This window comes from Ramlibacter paludis, from assembly GCF_022012305.1.
GTDB classification, from domain to species: Bacteria; Pseudomonadota; Gammaproteobacteria; order Burkholderiales; family Burkholderiaceae_C; genus Ramlibacter; species Ramlibacter paludis.
Genome location: NZ_JAKLTM010000002.1, coordinates 546,276 through 562,540, shown reverse-complemented (window position 1 = coordinate 562,540; position 16,265 = coordinate 546,276). Strand labels below are relative to the sequence as shown.

The following is a 16,265-nucleotide window of genomic DNA, read 5'->3' as shown; positions in this document are numbered from 1 at the left end:
TTTGCGCGCCTAGAGCGCGCGAAGCAGCTTCTGTACTTTTTTTGCCGCCCGGGCGAGCAGGAGCCCAGCGGCACCGACTGCGGCATAAAGCAGAAAACCAGCGAGGGATTCCGGAATCCACCAGGTCCACATGCCGGGAAGGAGCTGAGCGGCGCCGTATTCAGCAGGCTGGCCCGCTATGCTGGTGGCGATGGACACGGCCGCAGTGCCGACTTTCACGTAGAGGCCGGCAATCGTCGCCAGGCCTGCGGCGGAAAACAGCGCGGCTCCGCACGCCCGGCAGTCTTCCGGGTGTTGATAGAGCACTTCGGTCAGTTCGTCGACCATCGCCTCAGTCCTTCTTTTCCTTGCGCACACCCTTGAACGGGTCGCCGTCCTTCTTCTGGTCCATGAAGCGGCCGTTTCCGGTATCACGCTTCGTCCAGGTGTCGTTCTGGGGATTGAAGACTTGGGAGCGGTCGCGCACAGCGCCGCGGCGTGCGTTGTCGCCGATGGGGGTGTTCTTGGCCATGGGAGTGCCTTTCAGATTTCGATGTGGTGGGTCCAGCCTGGCAAGTCACTGCGGGACAGGTACTCGACGAGGGGAGGGCTGCCGAAGAACTGCAGGCGCCCGGCGTTTGTGAACACCAAGGCGGCCTGGTCGACCCGCAACGTGGCGCGGGCGCGGACAGTCAGCTGCGCCAGGAGCTTGGAGTTGTCAGCGCTGGTGCCGGACGACGACTGGGCGTCAAAGACGGCGAAGTTAATCCAGCCGCCGGCCTGGGCGCGCTCGCGCAGATGTGCAAAGTTCACCTTCATCCTGGACTCCAATCGGGACCTTCCCGAGCTGGGACAGGATTGTTTCGGGGGCACTAGGACAACGAATGTCCTACCCGGCACCCCGGAGAACATATTTTTCTGCTGCACTGCACAAAGTCTTGTAGACCTTCTGACGAAGTTCGGGCGGGCCAAGGACTTCCACTTCGGGTCCATGCCTCAGAAGGTCTGCAACCAGCTCCTCGTCGTTCGAGTACGGGACCTCCAGCAGGTAGCTTCCATCAGCCAGCGTCTCGCTCGTCTCGTCGGGGTGCCAAGTCTCCAGAGACACTGTTTCCGCCCGACGGGGACTGAACTTAAGACGCGCCCGGTGCATCGCGTGGCCGGCGAAGAGGCCGTACCCGCTTTGGAAATGCTCGTCCATCTGCTCACGCGTCAGCGTGTCGGCCGGCTCGTCCAAAACCTGGACCTGGCGGATGGAGTCCAGGGAGAATGACCGCAAGTCCCCTCGCAAGTGGCACCAGGCATCGAGCAGCCAGTTCTCGCGGTAGTGCGTCAGCTGCTGCGGCGAGACTGTTCGTTCGGTCAGCTCCTGGCGCTCGCGAACCCAGTACTTCAGGTGCACCTTCTTGCCGTCAAGCAGCGCGCTTGCGAGCACCTGGAAGTGCCTCGGGTCCACCTTGCGAGGAGCGAAGTGAATCAGCTTGACCTTGCCTTCCAGGTTCGCCTTGGGAGCGCCCACCGACAGCATCCGACGCAGACGACTTTCCAGCGGCCCCAGGTGTTCCTCCAGGAGGCCAGGCTGCACCCCTTTGACCAACCGCAGCATCATGAGCAGCGCGAAAACCTCTGACGCCTCGAACCACACCCCGGGCAGCTCGAACTGCCCGTTGTCGTCGATGACCCACCCGCCTTTGTTGCGGCTCCACTCGATGGGGCACTCGAAACGGTCGCGGAGGAACTCTATGTCGCGGGTAATAGTCTTCTCGGAGACACTCTCGAACTCTTCGCGGAACTGGCGCATCGGAACGACGCCCTTGCGGCGAATGAGCCGCACAATCTTCGCGATGCGCTGGAGACTGATTTTCGTCACGCGCGACTTCTTCGGCTTCACCGAACGAGTGCTCTTCGCTCCACTCCCACGCGCCGATAGGTCGCTGCGCTTTCCCCGGCTCACCGGACTACTTCCTGATGTCTGGCGCATTGCACCTCCTCCCGTTCAAAATTCCAAAAGCTCAGTTGGTCACCAGTAACTGAAGTGGGTGACCGCGCAGCTCAAAAAGGCCCATCACCAACATGACCATGGCCAGCGTGTCCAGTTCGCAGTACCGAAGCAGGGCATCCCGAATAGCGACGCGCTCGTCAGCCGAGAGGTCCGCAAACTGCGTGAAGTTCCAGGCGGTCATCGCCATGCCGCCCTGGTTGATTGCCGTCTCCTCGCCATCGTCGCCAGCCAGTCTCAAGAGCATCTCGTTGAGAGAGGCGCGCTCCCCCGAGAAGATGGGCGGCAGGGTCTTGTACGGGTTGTTGTCGTATTCGGCCTGGAGCCAGACGTGACCGTCTTGGTGGCTGAAGTTCTTGCTGGTGACTGCGGGCCCTGCGAAGAGCCCGGGCTGAGAGAAGTACCTGGCGACTCCAGGTGCCTCGTTGAGAATGGCCGGCAGGATGTACTTCAGTGAGATGCTGCCGCCTGCGACCTTGGAGTAGTAGCCCTCTTGGACTAGCCGGTGCAGGTCCACCATTGTCTTGGCCCCCGCCTGGACGCCCTGCTTGGCTTCTGCATCCGACGGCTTGGTGACGAGGTCGATGAAGTCGAGCAGCTGCTGCTTGTCGGCGTCATTGCGGTTGGCGATGACCTGCCGCAGGCCTCGCAAGACCGTGTTTTCATGGTTGTGATACCTGAAGACCGTGCCCTGCAGCACGCCTTGCGGCATCAAGGCTGCCCGTAGTGCCCGCGCAAAGTCGACGTTGGGGTTCGTCGTCGCATCAACGCTAATCCATTGGGTCTCGTGCCTCACTCGGACGCCGATGTCCCCGGCGCGCTCCAGGATGTGGTGGCTGAACTGGAAGGCGACTGTTTCGTACGGTCGCTGGCCAGCAAAGAAGGGCAGGGCGGCGGTGCTGGTTTCGAAGTCAATCATGTGCAGAGGCCGCGCCCAGTCATCCATCTCCAAGAGCCGAGGCTCTTTGATGACGTGGGCAGGACCGCTCCTGAAGGCTTCGACTTGAACCATTCGTCTCTCGAACGGCGTGAAACCTATGGCGGCTTTGTCTTGCGTGGGGCGCACGTCGTCGGCCTGCACATCGAAGATGAATGCGCGCTTGGCGTCCAGCACGGCGCCGGCCATGCTCTTGGAGCCCGCTGCACCGCCCCAGATTTCCACTGACAGTGGCAAGCGGCGGTCCGTCGGGTCGCCCGTGTTCTCCAGCATCCCCGCGGCGATGGCACGCTGCCAGCACTCATGCCTCCCGCTTCGCGCCTGGTCGCCGTCGTCGGCTCGGAACTCGCAGAGCTTGCAGCCCTTGGTCAGGCCGCCAAAAAAGGCGTCCGGTTGCTGCTGGATGCTTGCTGCCCAGCGCATGAACGGCTCCAGCGCGGAGTTGTGAGGGGCACCGACGCCGGCGACGATGAGCGGCGTTGTCCTGAGCTTGTTCACCACGTCGGTGACGTCTACTTCACGCAGGATGCTCAAGTTCCGCGCAATCGCAGGGTCGAAGCCAGACGCTACCTCGACTCGGACAGAGCGAGTGGATGCGTCAGGAACGATGCGGAAGTTCTGGTGCAGGCCTTCCACGTCGCAGGGCAGCTCCTTGTTGACCAGGACGAGCTTGGGGACGATTGTGTAGCCAGGGAAGACCTTCTCGGCCACGAGTGTCTGGAACGCGATGTCGTAAAGGTACGGACGCCACTCAGGCCCCTGAAAGCGCTTCTGGACATCGCTATTGCTCACGCTCTTGGACTTAACCTCAATCAATTCGATAAGCTGTCCGTCTCGAATGAGAACGTCAACGCGGATGAAGTACGTCTCGTACGCGAGAGCCGCTTCGGCGATGACTACGCGGCCGGGAGCCGCCAGTTTCGCTTGGGTTTCGCGTATGGCGTCATCCTTGACCAACGTGTCGACCGTGATGCCGGCGCCGTACGGGTCCGGGTGATAGCGAAACTTGGCAAGAGCGCCCACCTGGTGCCCTCCGTCGGCAAGCGCTTCCAGAAAGTCATTGCCTTCGTTCTGGTTCCTGTAGCCGTTCTCGCTTTTCGCGTAGTGCAGCTTCGTCGGGCAATCGATTGCGAGCTTGAATCGCGACTTCGTCAGCGGTCCCACCATAGTCGCCCTCCTTATTAACTGCTCATATCACAGTAGCACCCGTGCAATGCACGCGCTACCCCAGTTGGATGGAGTAGGGGCGCTCCTTGCGGGGGAGAGTTTGCTTGGAGTGGCCGAGCGCTTAATCAGCAAGACGCTCTTCTTCGAGCGATACCGGAGGGGCGTAACTAAAAGGTTTTGCCTGCCGCCGGCAGGGTAGGCGGGGGCAGCGCGCGGCAGCCCGGAGAGCGACTGAAATGGAAAGTTCTAGAGCACACGCCGCGTTCATCAAGGACGCCTAGAATCTACTGGCTCACTTCAACACGCTGAACGCGTCGAGCCGCCTCCACCTGAAATCGAAGTGCTGAAGCCGGGCCGGCCTTGTCATGGCAATGCCTGTCTGGGAGACGTATGTCGAAGACCGGGCCTCGGCCTAGCTGGTGCGGGCTTGCACTGAATGGTGCAAATTGGTGCAAAAAGGTGTAGACTGAGCGAATCCCTCCCAGGAGAGGCCCGTGCCGTCACCGGAAGCTCTGCTCGAAAAAGCCCGAAAAGCGCCTGCCAGACAAGACTTGGCAGAACACCTGGAGACCATCAAGACTCTCCGAGACAAGAAGTGGTCTTGGCGGGAAGTGGCCGAGTTCCTCAAAGAGAACGGGGTGGACACCGACCATACGAAGCTGCTGCGATTCATGCAGAAGCAGGAGAACCGCTGGAGCGTCCCGGGTTCGGCGGACTACTACGAGGCCCTCAAAAGTTTGGTCGCTGCAGGTCAGCTCAAGTCGCCGTCTCTGGCCATGCTGCAGTTTCTCTACGAAGCCCACAACCGCACCGCCACGTATACCGAACTGGCACACGCAGCCGCTCGAGCAGGGGTGAAGGTGTCTGAAGACCGACCCCACAGCTACGCCAACCGAGAGTTCGGCACGCTAGGCAAGCAGCTGGGCCTTGCCGTCGGGATGGAGTTCCTCCCGAGCAGCCGGCGCGACGCGCCGTTCTACAGCAGCTCCATCGGGGTCGGCAGCTCTGTCACACCTGAAGGTGGGGAGTTTGAGCTGGTGATGCATCACGAGCTGGCCAAGGCTCTTGACCGTCTGGTGGAGGAGAAGGTCCTGTTCAACGCGAAGGAGAAGAGCCGTGGATGACGAAATTAAGTCCTTGGAGGCTGGTGAGTACATGCTGGTCGCGCGGCTCATCGACGGCGAGCACCGCGGCGCGCTCTGGCGCGGGGGCCGCATCGAGGAGAAGGTCACCGGCACGTCCCTCGACGAGGTGTACAGCAAGCTCGTTACCTTGCTGGTCGACCGTCAGGCGGTGAAGGCAGCAGCACGAAAGGGCGCTGACCCTTCCGTCGATGAGGCCGTGCACGCGTTGTCACGCGTTTTGGCGAGAGCCTCGAACGGCCAGAGGGCCATGCTCCGCGCCCACTACAAGGCACCCAACCAGCGCATCACCGCGACGCAGCTAGCCGAAGCCGCTGGGTACGCGAGCTTCGGCGCCGCCAACCTCCACTACGGCTTGCTGGGCGCAATGCTCTTCGCCGAGATGCCAGAGGAGCTCCCGCGCCGGAAGGACAATTCGCCGGTGATGACCTGCGCGCTCGCTGTGGGCGACGGGCGTGTCGAGGGTGATGAGCACTGGATTTGGAAGCTGCGCCCGCACATCGACCAAGCAATCCGACAGCTTGGCGCCATCTGAACGCGCTCAGGCGAACTGGACCCGTTTGGCGACCGCAATTTGCTCCGGCGCCGTTCCCTTGTGGAACGCGACGACGTAGAGCACGTTAGTCCGCACGCCCGGGCCGGGGCCCTGCTCGCCGTCTTGAACGCAAGATGGCGCGTCGCCGCAACTAGGCAGACGTCCGCGCCATCCGGCCCGGCGACTTGGCTTTCGAACTCCTCGTAGACGGCCAGCTTGTCGACGGCGGAGTAGAGCGCCGGTGGTCGGACGAGCGCCGGCTGTTCTTGGAAGTGCCGGCTCGATACTCGCTCTTCCAGCAGGTGGGCCTTCTGGACGAACTCCTTGCTCCACATCCCGACATCCGCATTGTCCTGAGCACGTCGTGGGCTCAGAAGCTTGGGCTGAAGGGGCAATTCGGCACTTGTCGGAGTCACTTCGTTCGCGCGTTATTGGCGCCACGTATGAGCTCGCAGAGCCTGGCGACTATTACCAGTATCTGTCTCGCGAGAACAGGTTTGGCCTGGATGTCTAGCGTCGCAAGCCATCCAGTTGGTTGGCGCTCGACGACGACGCCCTGGGCTGGCCGAAGTGGGCAATGGGGCACTATGTGCAGACGGACCCATATGAGGGCATCTCGCCAGCAGCCGTCTGGAACATCTAAGACGAAAGCTCTCTGGACTCAGCTAGTCTGTAGCGAGCAATTGCAGCAGCCTCGCTAGCGAACTGTCAGCCAGACTGACGGGGGCAAGTCGCCTCGCCGACCGACCCTTCCGGAAGTCCCCTCCTATTTCGGGCCCATCTTGAACCAGCCGTCCCCGCCGCACTTCTTGCAGGAGAACCAGTAGCTGCCATGGCCGTCACACTTCTTGCAGGTCAGCGTCACTTTGCCGGACGATTCGCACCTGCGGCATGGCGAGTGGAACTTGCCGCTGGCCCGGCACGCCTCACAAACGAATGTCCTATGTGGGACGCCTTCACATCCGCGACAGATTCTGCGTAGTGCGGGCCTTTGCTCCCCGCGGCCATTGCAGTAGTGGCAGGTCGTGCCATCTAGCCAACGGCTCCCGCGGCACATCTTGCAGGCAATGGCCGGCCGCACGAATTCGCCAGTGCCACCGCAGGAATCACAAGTCCACACGCGCGTACCCGTACCAGTGCACTTTCTGCACTCAAGGATGAAATCGCCAGTTCCGCTGCACGTTCGGCAGCTGACCGTGACGTTCCCAGAGCCGCTGCACTTACTGCAGTCGAAGTGCCGCTTGCCGCTCCCGTTGCAGCTGAAGCAGTGTCCATAGCGGTTAAAGGGACTGATGGCGTTCTTAAGCCTTGTGGACGGCCGCAGTCGGTCCCTAGCAACCCGGTCCCCTGCCCAGTAGAGCAATGTGCGGAACAGACCCATGGCTGTCAGTATGCCAACCTACTCAGCTGGCGGAGCAATTCGAGCGATGCGCGCGTTTATGCCAGGTCAATGGCACCTCTGGGTGTTTGCTGGCCGTAGGCTCCCGCTAGACCCTTCGCCAGTGCAATCATGGAGCTTGTCCACGACATGCCGCCCACTTGCGCTTCAAAAACGGGCCATTGCAGGTTTTGAGGCGCGAGTGCAGGGGCCTTGTGCACGAGACGCCCAGAAGAAGTGACCTCCGCGTAGACGAGGTTGTCTGCTCCAACAAGGGTTGCCGTGATGCAGTACATCGGAGGTGGGTCCAGGTCCTCGAGAGCAAGCGCGACGACTTCAAAGAACTGCGGGAACATCACGGCGTACACATTCGCGACCGCGATAGCGGCCTTCTTCGAGGGCACCTCGACCTGCGGGAACGTCCAAATGGCAGCGAAGAAGTGACCGTCACGATGCGCTTCAAAAGCCCAACCAAGACGTCCCGTCTCCCAGCCCTGAAAGCAGGGCCGAAGCTGACTTCCTGCGAAGAACCCATCCCATTCATTGCGTGTGTTCTTGCAACCCTGCCGCATCGCGGCTTGCGCGCTACGCTCCACAGCGGCGACGTCAAAGCTTGTGTCGGAGGTTGGGCGCGCCTGTAGGACTAGCATCGGCTTGCCCTCGAGTTGTCGAAGGTTAATGAATTCGACCAAACGGGCCGCGAACTCGGGCTGCTCGCGCAGCCGAAGCATCAACAGGTCGTCTTGAAGAAGGCCTCTCGCAGCCATAGGCAATCCTTTCAATTCGGCCTGTAGAGGCCAAGAAGAAGAGGCCCCACCATACCCGCTGGCCGCCAGCCATTCAATCGGGTCGGCATCTCTGAAAGTCGACTGAGCCTGCGGGTTTGCCACCTTTCTCCCCTCAGCGTCGCAGAACTGAGCGCGTCCCGAGCTCCTGTCAAGAACGACCTAATCCAATTGGATGACCCGTCGGGGTGACGCACTAGAAGTCGTTAACAGTCGGTGCTAGAAAGGTCGACCAAGAGGGGCGCGACAACATGGGCATCAAACTGGCTGAACTGCGTGACGCCGCCACGCGATTCGACACCTTTGTTAGAGCGGAGCAGTCGGCGCCGCCGGAGGCGGTCGCCAAGGCCCGCTTCGAGTTGGGTGTGGTGAATGCAGAGCGTTTTACCTCAAAGTCTGACCGGCTAGCGGTCTTGGCTCATGCCGTGCGTACGGCAAAGGCCGCCACGGGCGTGATTGCGCCACAGCCTGTTGACGCGCCGGCTCTCCTGCGGTTGGATGAGGCTACTCAAGAGGTGGCGTTCGGAACCAACGACCTGCGGCCAATCCGCTATCTCGAAATTGGCCTGCTTGCGGCAAAGGCTGTTGGGAAGATAACAGTGCGAGGTGTGGCAGGTGAGGACGGTGACGCCACCGGCTTCCTCGTCGCGCCGGGGCTACTGCTCACGAATCATCACGTCCTGCCGTCATTCGAGGTTGCGCAGGCCTCGTACGTATCCTTCAACCAAGAAGACGGATTGGACGGTAAGCCGAAGTCGCCGAAGCTGTTCGACCTCAACCCCAGTGAGCTGTACGTCGCGGACAAGGATTTGGACTACTGCTTCGTTGCCATAGCGGCCGCTACGGCAGATGGCGAGTCGAGCGCGCAATTTGGATTTCTCCGGCTCTTCGAGCAGCCCGGAAAGGTGGACCCGAACCGCAAGCAGGCTGCGAACATCATTCAACACCCTCTGGGACAAGACAAGCGCGTCGTCCTGAGGGACAACTACTTCATGGAGCCCCCGAAGGACCGACTGGACGCTACGGGCGAACAGAACTCGCTGTTTTACGGCGCCGACACCTTGAAAGGTTCGTCAGGCTCGCCTGTGTGCACCGACGAATGGTTCGCAGTGGCGCTGCACCGCGGAGGTGTCCCCAAAATTGAGCTGCGAGACGGGAAACCAACCATTATTCGCCTGGATAACACGCCTGCCAGAGAAGGTGATTCACGGGCATCCATCGCCTACGTGACGAACGAGGGGACGCGCGTGAGCCGCATCTATGCGTCCTTGCGAGGCAAGGTGGCTGCCGCCGGGGAACAAGCTCGCGCAGCCGATGCGGCCTTGCGCAGGATTAAGGTGGTGGCACAGGACCCGCTGAAGCAAGGACCGGTATCGCAGACCACGATTCGCCTGGGAATCCCGGAAGACATCAGCCCCGATGCGTTCGGGATGGAAGAGAAGCTGATTCGGCGCAAGCCTGACTTCTTCGAAGGGATGGAGGGCTACCTTCCAGATTTCCTCGCGGGGAACGGCGCCGACGAATCGACCAAGAGAAAGTACCGCATCGAGCTTCCTAAGCTCACCTTTGAGGCCGCGAAGGACGCGGCCAGGCTAAGAGACTCGGATGACATCGTCCTGAACTATGTCAACTACTCCCTCGTCATGAATGGGGCCAGGCGTACTGCCTTCTTTGCAGCGGGCAACGTGGACGGAGCGGTACTGTGGAAGAACGTCATGAATAGGGGAATGCCCAAGCGTCCCTCGTGGACGTTTGACCCTCGGATGGACGACGAGCATCAGCCAGACGACGAGATTTTCAGCACTGCGATGCAGCGCGGGCACTTGTTCAAGAGAGAGGACGCAGTCCAAGGGAGCACCGACGAGGAACTTGAGCGAGCCGACTTCAGTTCGTTTGTCATCACAAACGCCACGCCGATGATTGCAAACTTCAACAATGTCGAATGGGGCGACCTGGAGGACATCATCACTAGGCACTTGGAGGAGGGCAACCGAGTGTCTTACTTCGCCGGCCCAATCTTCAGTGTCGAAGACAAGTTCTTCAACCAGCTCAAAGCAGGCGCCCCGGCCGGCAAACGCAAGCAAGGCATGCGCGTGCCTACGGAGTTTTGGAAGATTGTTGCTTGGGTAGAAGATGGAAAGCTCAAGGCGGCGGGTTTCGTGCTGGACCAGTCCGACGAGATTCGCGCCCACGGACCGATTACGGAAGAAATCGACTTCGGAGAGTACGAGCAGACGCCAATCCGTTCCATCGAGGAACGAACCGGCTTGGCAATGCCGCAGTTGCGCAGGGCCGATACGTTCCGTTGACAGACTGCCTGAGTACTACCGAGCTCCAGCTAGGCCTCAGGTCACCCCACCAGGCGAGCCCGCGCCTCGCGCTTGCCTAGCGCACGAACCTCTGCGACGCTTTCCAGCTGGCTTGCTCTTGGACGGGTACTGCCTTGCTCCCACTTGTAGACGGACTGGCCAGAGACTCCAGCGAGTTTGCCGTACTCGGCCGCGGAGAGCCCGAGCTTCTTGCGGTGTGCAGCCAGCCGGGTTGCACTGAAGCGCCGGCGCGGGCCGTCAGAGTCTTCGCCCCCGCGCTCTTGAGACGCGCCACTGGAGCGAGCCGACTTCCTCAACTGCTTTTGCAGACTGGCAATCTCACGCTTGAGTGCGGCTATGGAGCTGCGGTTCTGGGCGCTCGCCCGCTTCAACGGTTCGATTTCTGCGCGCAGCTCTTTGCGTGCAACGCGGGCGATTTCGTCCTTCAGGACAGATGCTACGTTTGGCATGAAGCCATTCTGCCTGACCTAAATGGCCGGACGTGCAGCTCGGCAGTTGGAGCGTTCCCACCGCTGAAGTCCATGCAACCAAAACGGGAGGTCGGTGGTTAAAAATTGCGCACTCTGGGCCTAAGCCAGCACCGGCGCGCCTCCCGGGGGGCGCGACGGGAGCCCGAGGATAGAGTTATCCACACTTGCTGTGGATTGTCGAGGCGGCGACGCGACCGACCTGCAGAGTGAATGCCATCGTCACTTGCACATCGCATTTCGGGTTTCAGAGCAGCTAACAACAGGCGCCCCCTTCGCGGCTTTGTTGAACGGTTCCACGTTTAGACGCGATGCGGCACCTGTCCGCTGGGGGCTCCCCATTTTCAGATTGGGAGATGGCATTGCCGCTGAAGGCCCGTTGTTGCGCGCGAAGACAAGGGCAGTCGCGACGACTCGGTCGGGCGTCCCCAATCCCTCCAGTTTTGCATTTCGCTCCAGCAGTGCGCTGAAGGCTATGCCTCCGTAGGCGTCGCCCTGTAGATTGATGGCGGCCGTTGCGCCAATTGCCTGGCTACTCAAGGCGCAGCCGAGTCCGCGCGTCGTTGCAGAAGGTGAGTACACCAGGAGTGTCCGGCCGGCTGCATCAACCCCCAAGGCCACCCGGAGTGTCGTCATCGCGTGGGTGGAAATCTGCGGCTTTGCATCGAAAACAAGCACTGGGCCAGCCTGTACTGCGTCCCTACAACCCTGCGCATTCTCCGGTGCCCGCCGGACGCCTTCTACAAGTCGAGACAGGATGCTCACTTGCCCCGACGGCTGTACGCACACGAATCCATCCAGAACTCTTGACTGAAAAACGGGCGAGTGTTCGACGTAATCCAACTGCACTAGGCCCGCCGGAACGGGTGCGTTATATGTCTGCGTGAAGCCGGCGCTGCTGGCAACAACGTCCCCTCGGAAAAAGGTGAGGGACTCTTCAACCGAGTACGCGGGCTGCAGATATTTCTTCTGCTGCGTGTAGAGACTGCCCACCTGCCGCATGTCCCAGACCTTGGGACTCCACATTTCAGGTGCGAGTCGAATGACGGTAATCGAGTTGATGGTCGCGGCATCAATCTTTGCCTCGAGAATTTCCAGTCCGATAGCTCGTGTTGTGAATTCCGCTGAGGTGGGTAGCGTGGGGCAGTCGTCTCCCGCCGGGGCAATCAATGGAAGCCACCACCAGAGCGCCAACAGGCAAATACGCAACCAAAGCATGCTTGCACCTCAGTGGATTCGGTGGTTCACAGATACGACGGCACGCAGGAAGAATCGCTCTGTCCCATCGAGTTGCTGTTCGGAGCCGGGCCGAGGAACGGTGAGCACCTTTATTTGATGAAGGTTGCTGTTGAACGCGTCGAGCGCCGGCGTCAGGTTTAACTCAACTTCAAGCGTCTGGTCCTCAATTCCTCGTTTGAGGCCGTACAGCTGCAGGATGGGGCCCTTTGAGTCGGCGACTCGGAAGTCCCTGTCCTCGGACCGGCTCACCACTTCATCGTTCAGTTCAATCGGCCGTCCCGCTGCATTGCGGGGATTTTTGACATCAAGAGGCAGCCAAAACAGGCGCAGGCCCACTCGTTTGAGCTTCGTCTGCACATCAACCGGCCGCAGCATCAGTGTCAGCTTCACGTTCTGGCGAGGGCTGGCAGCGAACGAAATCGTCTGTGAGTCCTCCGTTCCAGCAAACTGCGCCTGAAGCGCCGCCGGGGAATTCAGCGCGGCGCATGTGTCGAAATTCGGCGCTGCTTCGGAGTCCTCGACAGTGCATCCGTACCGAAGCAACTTGAAGGTCGCAGAATCCACCTCCTTGGAGAGCGTCTCTCTCAATTGGGAAGAGAACTGATTTAGATTGGCCAGCGGACCTTTCTCGTCGCTTGCCATGGTCTTCATCTTCTCTTCGGCGTAGTGCTGGGCGAACGCGTACAGGCCATACATGCATCCGGGCACGGCTACCAGCAGTGTGCCAATTAGGATAAAGGGGTGCATGAACTGTTCGAGCTTCACCAGGCGTGGCACGCGCTTGTCGACCACGTCTTTTAGTCGTTCATCGATTAGTTGCTGCACCTGGGCTTGTTCGCCTTCATCTAATGCCATGCTCGCACCTCTTCGCGTATGTCGGGCGGTTGCAGCCTGCCCCGCAGGGCGAACTCAATGAGCCGCTGAACTAGGGCATCTAGTGCAACGATTCACACAGCCCCACCGATATGACACTGGCAGCGTTCGCGGGGCCTGTCGTCATCAGAATGGTTGAAACATCTAGATTTAAGCAAACTGCTTAATCACCAAAAGGGATGGTGTCAACGCCTGTATTGATGTGGCATCGTGTGACGCCGGTTGCGACATGTTTTCGCTGTACTGGTAATTGAAGCCAGCCAACCCGGTGCAATAGGGCGCCTACTTCGCAAAGAGCTGGCGTTTGAGTAGCTGGCAGCCAACGAAAAACGAGAGGAACAAACGTGCGTCGTGTAATCTCCCGTACGGTCCTGAGGTCGACCGTCATCGTCAGCGTGTGTGCCGCATTGGCGTCTTGCGAGGCGATGCGGCCACTCACGACCGAGCGCCGAGTCGAGTTCTCCGAAGATGTCGGAAATGTCTACGTCGCTGCTTATCCAGCCATACCTTGGACGCTGCTCTCGGAGAAGCTGCAGCCTCAGCACAATTTAAGTACGACGGATGCTCGCAACCTGGCGGCCGTCACGACTCAGGCTCAGGTCAATCAGTTCCTCTCACTGTTTTCTGCGGGGTTGGCCGTCTCGCTGCCTCTGCGAACGGCGACCAGTACCACTACGACCGCTGCGGACGGAACGTCCAGTACCACCGGGTCGCTTCAGAAGACTACCGGTTCGGTCCCGACGTCTTCCGGCACCCCAGCTTCGTCGATTTCGGACACGGCGCTAGCCGCGGACCTGTCAAAGACCCCTGCGGTACCTGCCGGAATCGACGCTTCGACGCTCCTCACGGCGGGAACGGGCGTGTACCAGATGGCCAAGATTCTGGACAACCAAATTACGGGCGGGGTGCTGCCTCTCGGCTACCAGGCTCACTTGGTGACCCTGCAAGTAAACCTGCAGCCGAACGGGCGCAATCTTCCCTATGACACGTTCGTGGATGTGACGCTGTTTCCTGGCAGTTGGTCCGATGCGATGAACGCTGCAGCGGACGTGAATTCAGACCCCCAAGCGCTTCCGCCGGTCATGGTCTACCCGCTAATCATCACTGATGCGATGGAGTCCGCTAGCGTGGGCCGAAGCCTCGAGGTGATTCGCCAAGCTGCTCTTCAGCTCTCGGGTATTGTTGCCAATGCCGGTGTAAGCCTTGGGCTTGGCGGCGGCAGCGATAGGTTGGAATCGATTCTCGGCTCAGACAGAAACAGCTTGGTCACCCTGGGTAGAGTCAGTGACCATACCGTTCGAGTTCGCTTGGGGGCACAAGCCCAGGGGAGCACCAGGCTGGCTCTGGTTCCTCGCACGCATAACGTGTCGTTGGTCGTGTTCACTAAGGCAAATGAGAAGTCGTATATCGAGAAGCTGTCCGTTATAACGCGCTCCTCCTTTGTCGATGTGGATACTGGGGTTGCGCTGCTTCCGAAGTCCGGCCGGCGTCAGGAGCTCGCAGGCGAGGTTCGTAATCTCATTACCGCATACGGCTTCCAGTTGGAGAGCAACTGCGATACCCATGACCGCCCCGATGGTCCGCTGGAATTGCTTCGCGCCGCTGACCGCGCTGATTACCTCTATATCGGCAAGTGCTTGAGGGAGAAGCCAGAGGCGCTTCCAGATAAGGGCAAGAGCCTATCCGCGCTCAAAGGGGCGGCCGAGACTGTGTACGAGCGCGCGAAGGCCAATTTCGCGTCGCTTAAGGGCCTGCCGGCTCAGCCCTCCACATCCGTAGGAGACGGTGGCGAGAAATTCACTGAGTTATCGCCCTCGCAGGAGGCGCAGCTCAAACGGGTGCTTGCGGGGCTCGTGAACCTGCAAAGTGAATCGCGTTTCGCGAAATTCCTGGTTCAACTCACTCCCTACAAGCCGCCCCAGTTGCCGCCAGTCCAGCAACTTGTCGTACTGAGGGACGATAAGAAGTCGACCAGCACAACTATCCGTGGGGGCAAAAATTTGGACCCGAAAAAGCTGAGCGCCAAGCTTCATTTGAGCACGCCGGACCTCGACGACCTGGTGCTTCTTTCCACGCAAGTGGCTGTCGATGCTGACGGTGCAGTGACCCTTACGTTTCCGTCCTTGGCAGACAACGAGGTCAAATTAAAGCCCGTCACTCCGCCCCCGGACCGAGCTAAAAATACGGCTTCGACCAAGTCCAAAGCCCAGGCCAAGGCCAAGCCGGATACGGAGACCAAGGAGCCCGCCAAGCTAGTTCCGCCACGTATTGAACTCGTCTACACCACGCCAAAGCCCAAGGAGACAGCCGACGCCATCCCATCCTCCCAGGACAAGCAGTTGAGAGTGTACGGAGAGCCCAGGCTGACGCCGGACCCGAGTCCCACTTCGTCGAGCTCAGCTCCTAAGCCCCAGGACACGGGTGTAGCCGAGTTCAAGACCGTCAAGTATCTGCAGGACGAAGAAAAGGGCACCAGCAATCCGGTCTCGACCACTAGCAGCCTTCTCGTGGCGGATGGCGGAGGAAATGCACGGCTGACCCTTATGGTGGGCGAATTGAAGGCGCCTATAACCCTGCGCGTGACCGGCGCGGATGTGCGCTCCATCGACCCGAAGGCGGAGTTCGCTCCAAAGACGAAGTCATTCACCGTGGCCAGTAGCGGCGTTGTCACCATGGCCCTCGGGAATCTCAGCCCGGCGCGTGCGGTGCAGATTGAAACGCTCGCCGATGGGACAGCACAAGGGTCGACCATCGTGCTAACAGTCGAGCCTGCTCGGGGCAGAGGCACTCAATAAGGGGACAATCCAACGAGCGCAGACAGCCACAGAGAGACGATTCAGCGTGGCGTCAGCGGCCAACTTGCAGTGCGGTCCATTGGGTGCAATGCTGTGGGCGGAAATGCCTGAAGGCCTGCCGCGCCGCGGCGACGGAACCCCCGTTATGACCTGCGCCATTGCCTTCGGTGAGGACCAGCGCGGCGTGGGCGAGGACCAGTGGGTCTGGAAGATGCGTCCGCACATCCAGCAAGGCTTGCAGCAGCTGGGTGGCTGGTAACCTCCAGGCGCAACGGCTAGGGCGGTGCGGCAACCGACAGGTGACTCCTTACCAGTTGCGATACTGACTTATCTGCGGTGGACTGGCTGCCGCAGTACGCATCGAAGAGTCTGGGTAATGTCCGAGTCTGACCTGTCGCGCGAGACCGATAGTGATTCCGCCAAGAGCAACCAGAGGCCTGTCACTCGGGAGCGGTTGTACGAGCTCGTATGGTCTGAGCCAATGCTCCGAGTCGGCGAGCGCTTCGGTCTGTCCTCCACCTACATGGCTCGCGTCTGCAAGGACTTACGTGTCCCGCGGCCGGCCCGCGGCTATTGGGCTCAACGTGAGTTCGGCAAGGCGCCGTGCGATAGGCCACCGTTGCCACCTGCGAGGCCAGG

13 protein-coding genes and 1 pseudogene are annotated in these 16,265 nt (G+C 60.5%); 5 read left to right on the top strand and 9 right to left on the bottom strand.

Translation table 11 applies throughout. The features are described 5' to 3' along the window. Positions 1 to 9 precede the first annotated feature (9 nt). The 5 genes from LZ009_RS09400 to LZ009_RS09380 all read right to left on the bottom strand — a co-directional run bounded on the left by LZ009_RS09400 (position 10) and on the right by LZ009_RS09380 (position 4,082). Entirely contained in the window at positions 10 to 327 is a 318-nt protein-coding gene (locus tag LZ009_RS09400; RefSeq protein WP_275697647.1) for a hypothetical protein, read from the bottom strand. Positions 328 to 331: 4 nt separating this feature from the next. After that, positions 332 to 511 carry a hypothetical protein gene (locus tag LZ009_RS09395; protein WP_275697646.1) on the bottom strand — a complete coding sequence of 60 codons (180 nt, stop codon included), beginning with the start codon at positions 509 to 511 and terminating at the stop codon, positions 332 to 334. 11 nt (positions 512 to 522) lie between these two features. Next, positions 523 to 798: a hypothetical protein gene (locus LZ009_RS09390; RefSeq protein WP_275697645.1), complete on the bottom strand. Its 276-nt coding sequence runs from the start codon at positions 796 to 798 to the stop codon at positions 523 to 525. Positions 799 to 868: 70 nt separating this feature from the next. Then, entirely contained in the window at positions 869 to 1,870 is a 1,002-nt protein-coding gene (locus LZ009_RS09385; RefSeq protein WP_275697644.1) for a helix-turn-helix transcriptional regulator, read from the bottom strand. Between the two features lie 121 nt (positions 1,871 to 1,991). Next, positions 1,992 to 4,082, bottom strand: a complete 2,091-nt coding sequence (locus LZ009_RS09380; protein WP_275697643.1) for a DUF2779 domain-containing protein — start codon at positions 4,080 to 4,082, stop codon at positions 1,992 to 1,994. Positions 4,083 to 4,576: 494 nt separating this feature from the next. Between LZ009_RS09380 and LZ009_RS09375 the strand changes: the two genes are divergently transcribed. The 3 genes and pseudogenes from LZ009_RS09375 to LZ009_RS24350 form a co-directional block, all read left to right on the top strand. Further along, positions 4,577 to 5,206 carry a hypothetical protein gene (locus LZ009_RS09375; RefSeq protein ID WP_275697642.1) on the top strand — a complete coding sequence of 210 codons (630 nt, stop codon included), beginning with the start codon at positions 4,577 to 4,579 and terminating at the stop codon, positions 5,204 to 5,206. After that, positions 5,199 to 5,759, top strand: coding sequence for a hypothetical protein (locus tag LZ009_RS09370; protein WP_275697641.1), 561 nt, complete (start codon positions 5,199 to 5,201; stop codon positions 5,757 to 5,759). Before LZ009_RS09375 ends, LZ009_RS09370 begins: the two co-directional genes overlap by 8 nt. Positions 5,760 to 6,288: 529 nt before the next feature. After that, positions 6,289 to 6,402: pseudogene (locus LZ009_RS24350) on the top strand (HAD domain-containing protein); the annotation flags it as partial. Positions 6,403 to 7,196: 794 nt separating this feature from the next. Here LZ009_RS24350 and LZ009_RS09365 read toward each other — a convergent pair. After that, complete coding sequence (locus LZ009_RS09365; protein WP_275697640.1) at positions 7,197 to 8,027, bottom strand: hypothetical protein; 831 nt, start codon at positions 8,025 to 8,027, stop codon at positions 7,197 to 7,199. Positions 8,028 to 8,173: 146 nt separating this feature from the next. On the opposite strand from LZ009_RS09365, the gene LZ009_RS09360 reads away from it, so the two are divergent. After that, positions 8,174 to 10,231, top strand: coding sequence for a DNA/RNA non-specific endonuclease (locus tag LZ009_RS09360; RefSeq protein ID WP_275697639.1), 2,058 nt, complete (start codon positions 8,174 to 8,176; stop codon positions 10,229 to 10,231). Between the two features lie 41 nt (positions 10,232 to 10,272). Here LZ009_RS09360 and LZ009_RS09355 read toward each other — a convergent pair whose 3' ends face one another. From LZ009_RS09355 to LZ009_RS09345, 3 genes are all read right to left on the bottom strand, one after another. Beyond that, entirely contained in the window at positions 10,273 to 10,701 is a 429-nt protein-coding gene (locus LZ009_RS09355) for a helix-turn-helix domain-containing protein (protein ID WP_275697638.1), read from the bottom strand. 240 nt (positions 10,702 to 10,941) lie between these two features. Continuing rightward, positions 10,942 to 11,937, bottom strand: coding sequence for a phosphodiester glycosidase family protein (locus LZ009_RS09350; RefSeq protein ID WP_275697637.1), 996 nt, complete (start codon positions 11,935 to 11,937; stop codon positions 10,942 to 10,944). A gap of 9 nt (positions 11,938 to 11,946) precedes the next feature. Continuing rightward, positions 11,947 to 12,813, bottom strand: a complete 867-nt coding sequence (locus LZ009_RS09345) for a hypothetical protein (RefSeq protein WP_275697636.1) — start codon at positions 12,811 to 12,813, stop codon at positions 11,947 to 11,949. An 887-nt stretch (positions 12,814 to 13,700) separates the two neighbouring features. On the opposite strand from LZ009_RS09345, the gene LZ009_RS09340 reads away from it, so the two are divergent. Next, positions 13,701 to 15,626 carry a hypothetical protein gene (locus LZ009_RS09340; RefSeq protein ID WP_275697635.1) on the top strand — a complete coding sequence of 642 codons (1,926 nt, stop codon included), beginning with the start codon at positions 13,701 to 13,703 and terminating at the stop codon, positions 15,624 to 15,626. Positions 15,627 to 16,265 lie beyond the last annotated feature (639 nt).

Bases quoted from the DNA above. Each gene is read 5' to 3' on its own strand.
- LZ009_RS09400 (WP_275697647.1), bottom strand. From the start codon at position 327: ATGGTCGACGAACTGACCGAAGTGCTCTATCAACACCCGGAAGACTGC.
- LZ009_RS09395 (WP_275697646.1), bottom strand. From the start codon at position 511: ATGGCCAAGAACACCCCCATCGGCGACAACGCACGCCGCGGCGCTGTG.
- LZ009_RS09390 (WP_275697645.1), bottom strand. From the start codon at position 798: ATGAAGGTGAACTTTGCACATCTGCGCGAGCGCGCCCAGGCCGGCGGC.
- LZ009_RS09380 (WP_275697643.1), bottom strand. From the start codon at position 4,082: ATGGTGGGACCGCTGACGAAGTCGCGATTCAAGCTCGCAATCGATTGC.
- LZ009_RS09360 (WP_275697639.1), top strand. From the start codon at position 8,174: ATGGGCATCAAACTGGCTGAACTGCGTGACGCCGCCACGCGATTCGAC.
- LZ009_RS09355 (WP_275697638.1), bottom strand. From the start codon at position 10,701: ATGCCAAACGTAGCATCTGTCCTGAAGGACGAAATCGCCCGCGTTGCA.
- LZ009_RS09350 (WP_275697637.1), bottom strand. From the start codon at position 11,937: ATGCTTTGGTTGCGTATTTGCCTGTTGGCGCTCTGGTGGTGGCTTCCA.
- LZ009_RS09345 (WP_275697636.1), bottom strand. From the start codon at position 12,813: ATGGCATTAGATGAAGGCGAACAAGCCCAGGTGCAGCAACTAATCGAT.
- LZ009_RS09340 (WP_275697635.1), top strand. From the start codon at position 13,701: ATGGCCAAGATTCTGGACAACCAAATTACGGGCGGGGTGCTGCCTCTC.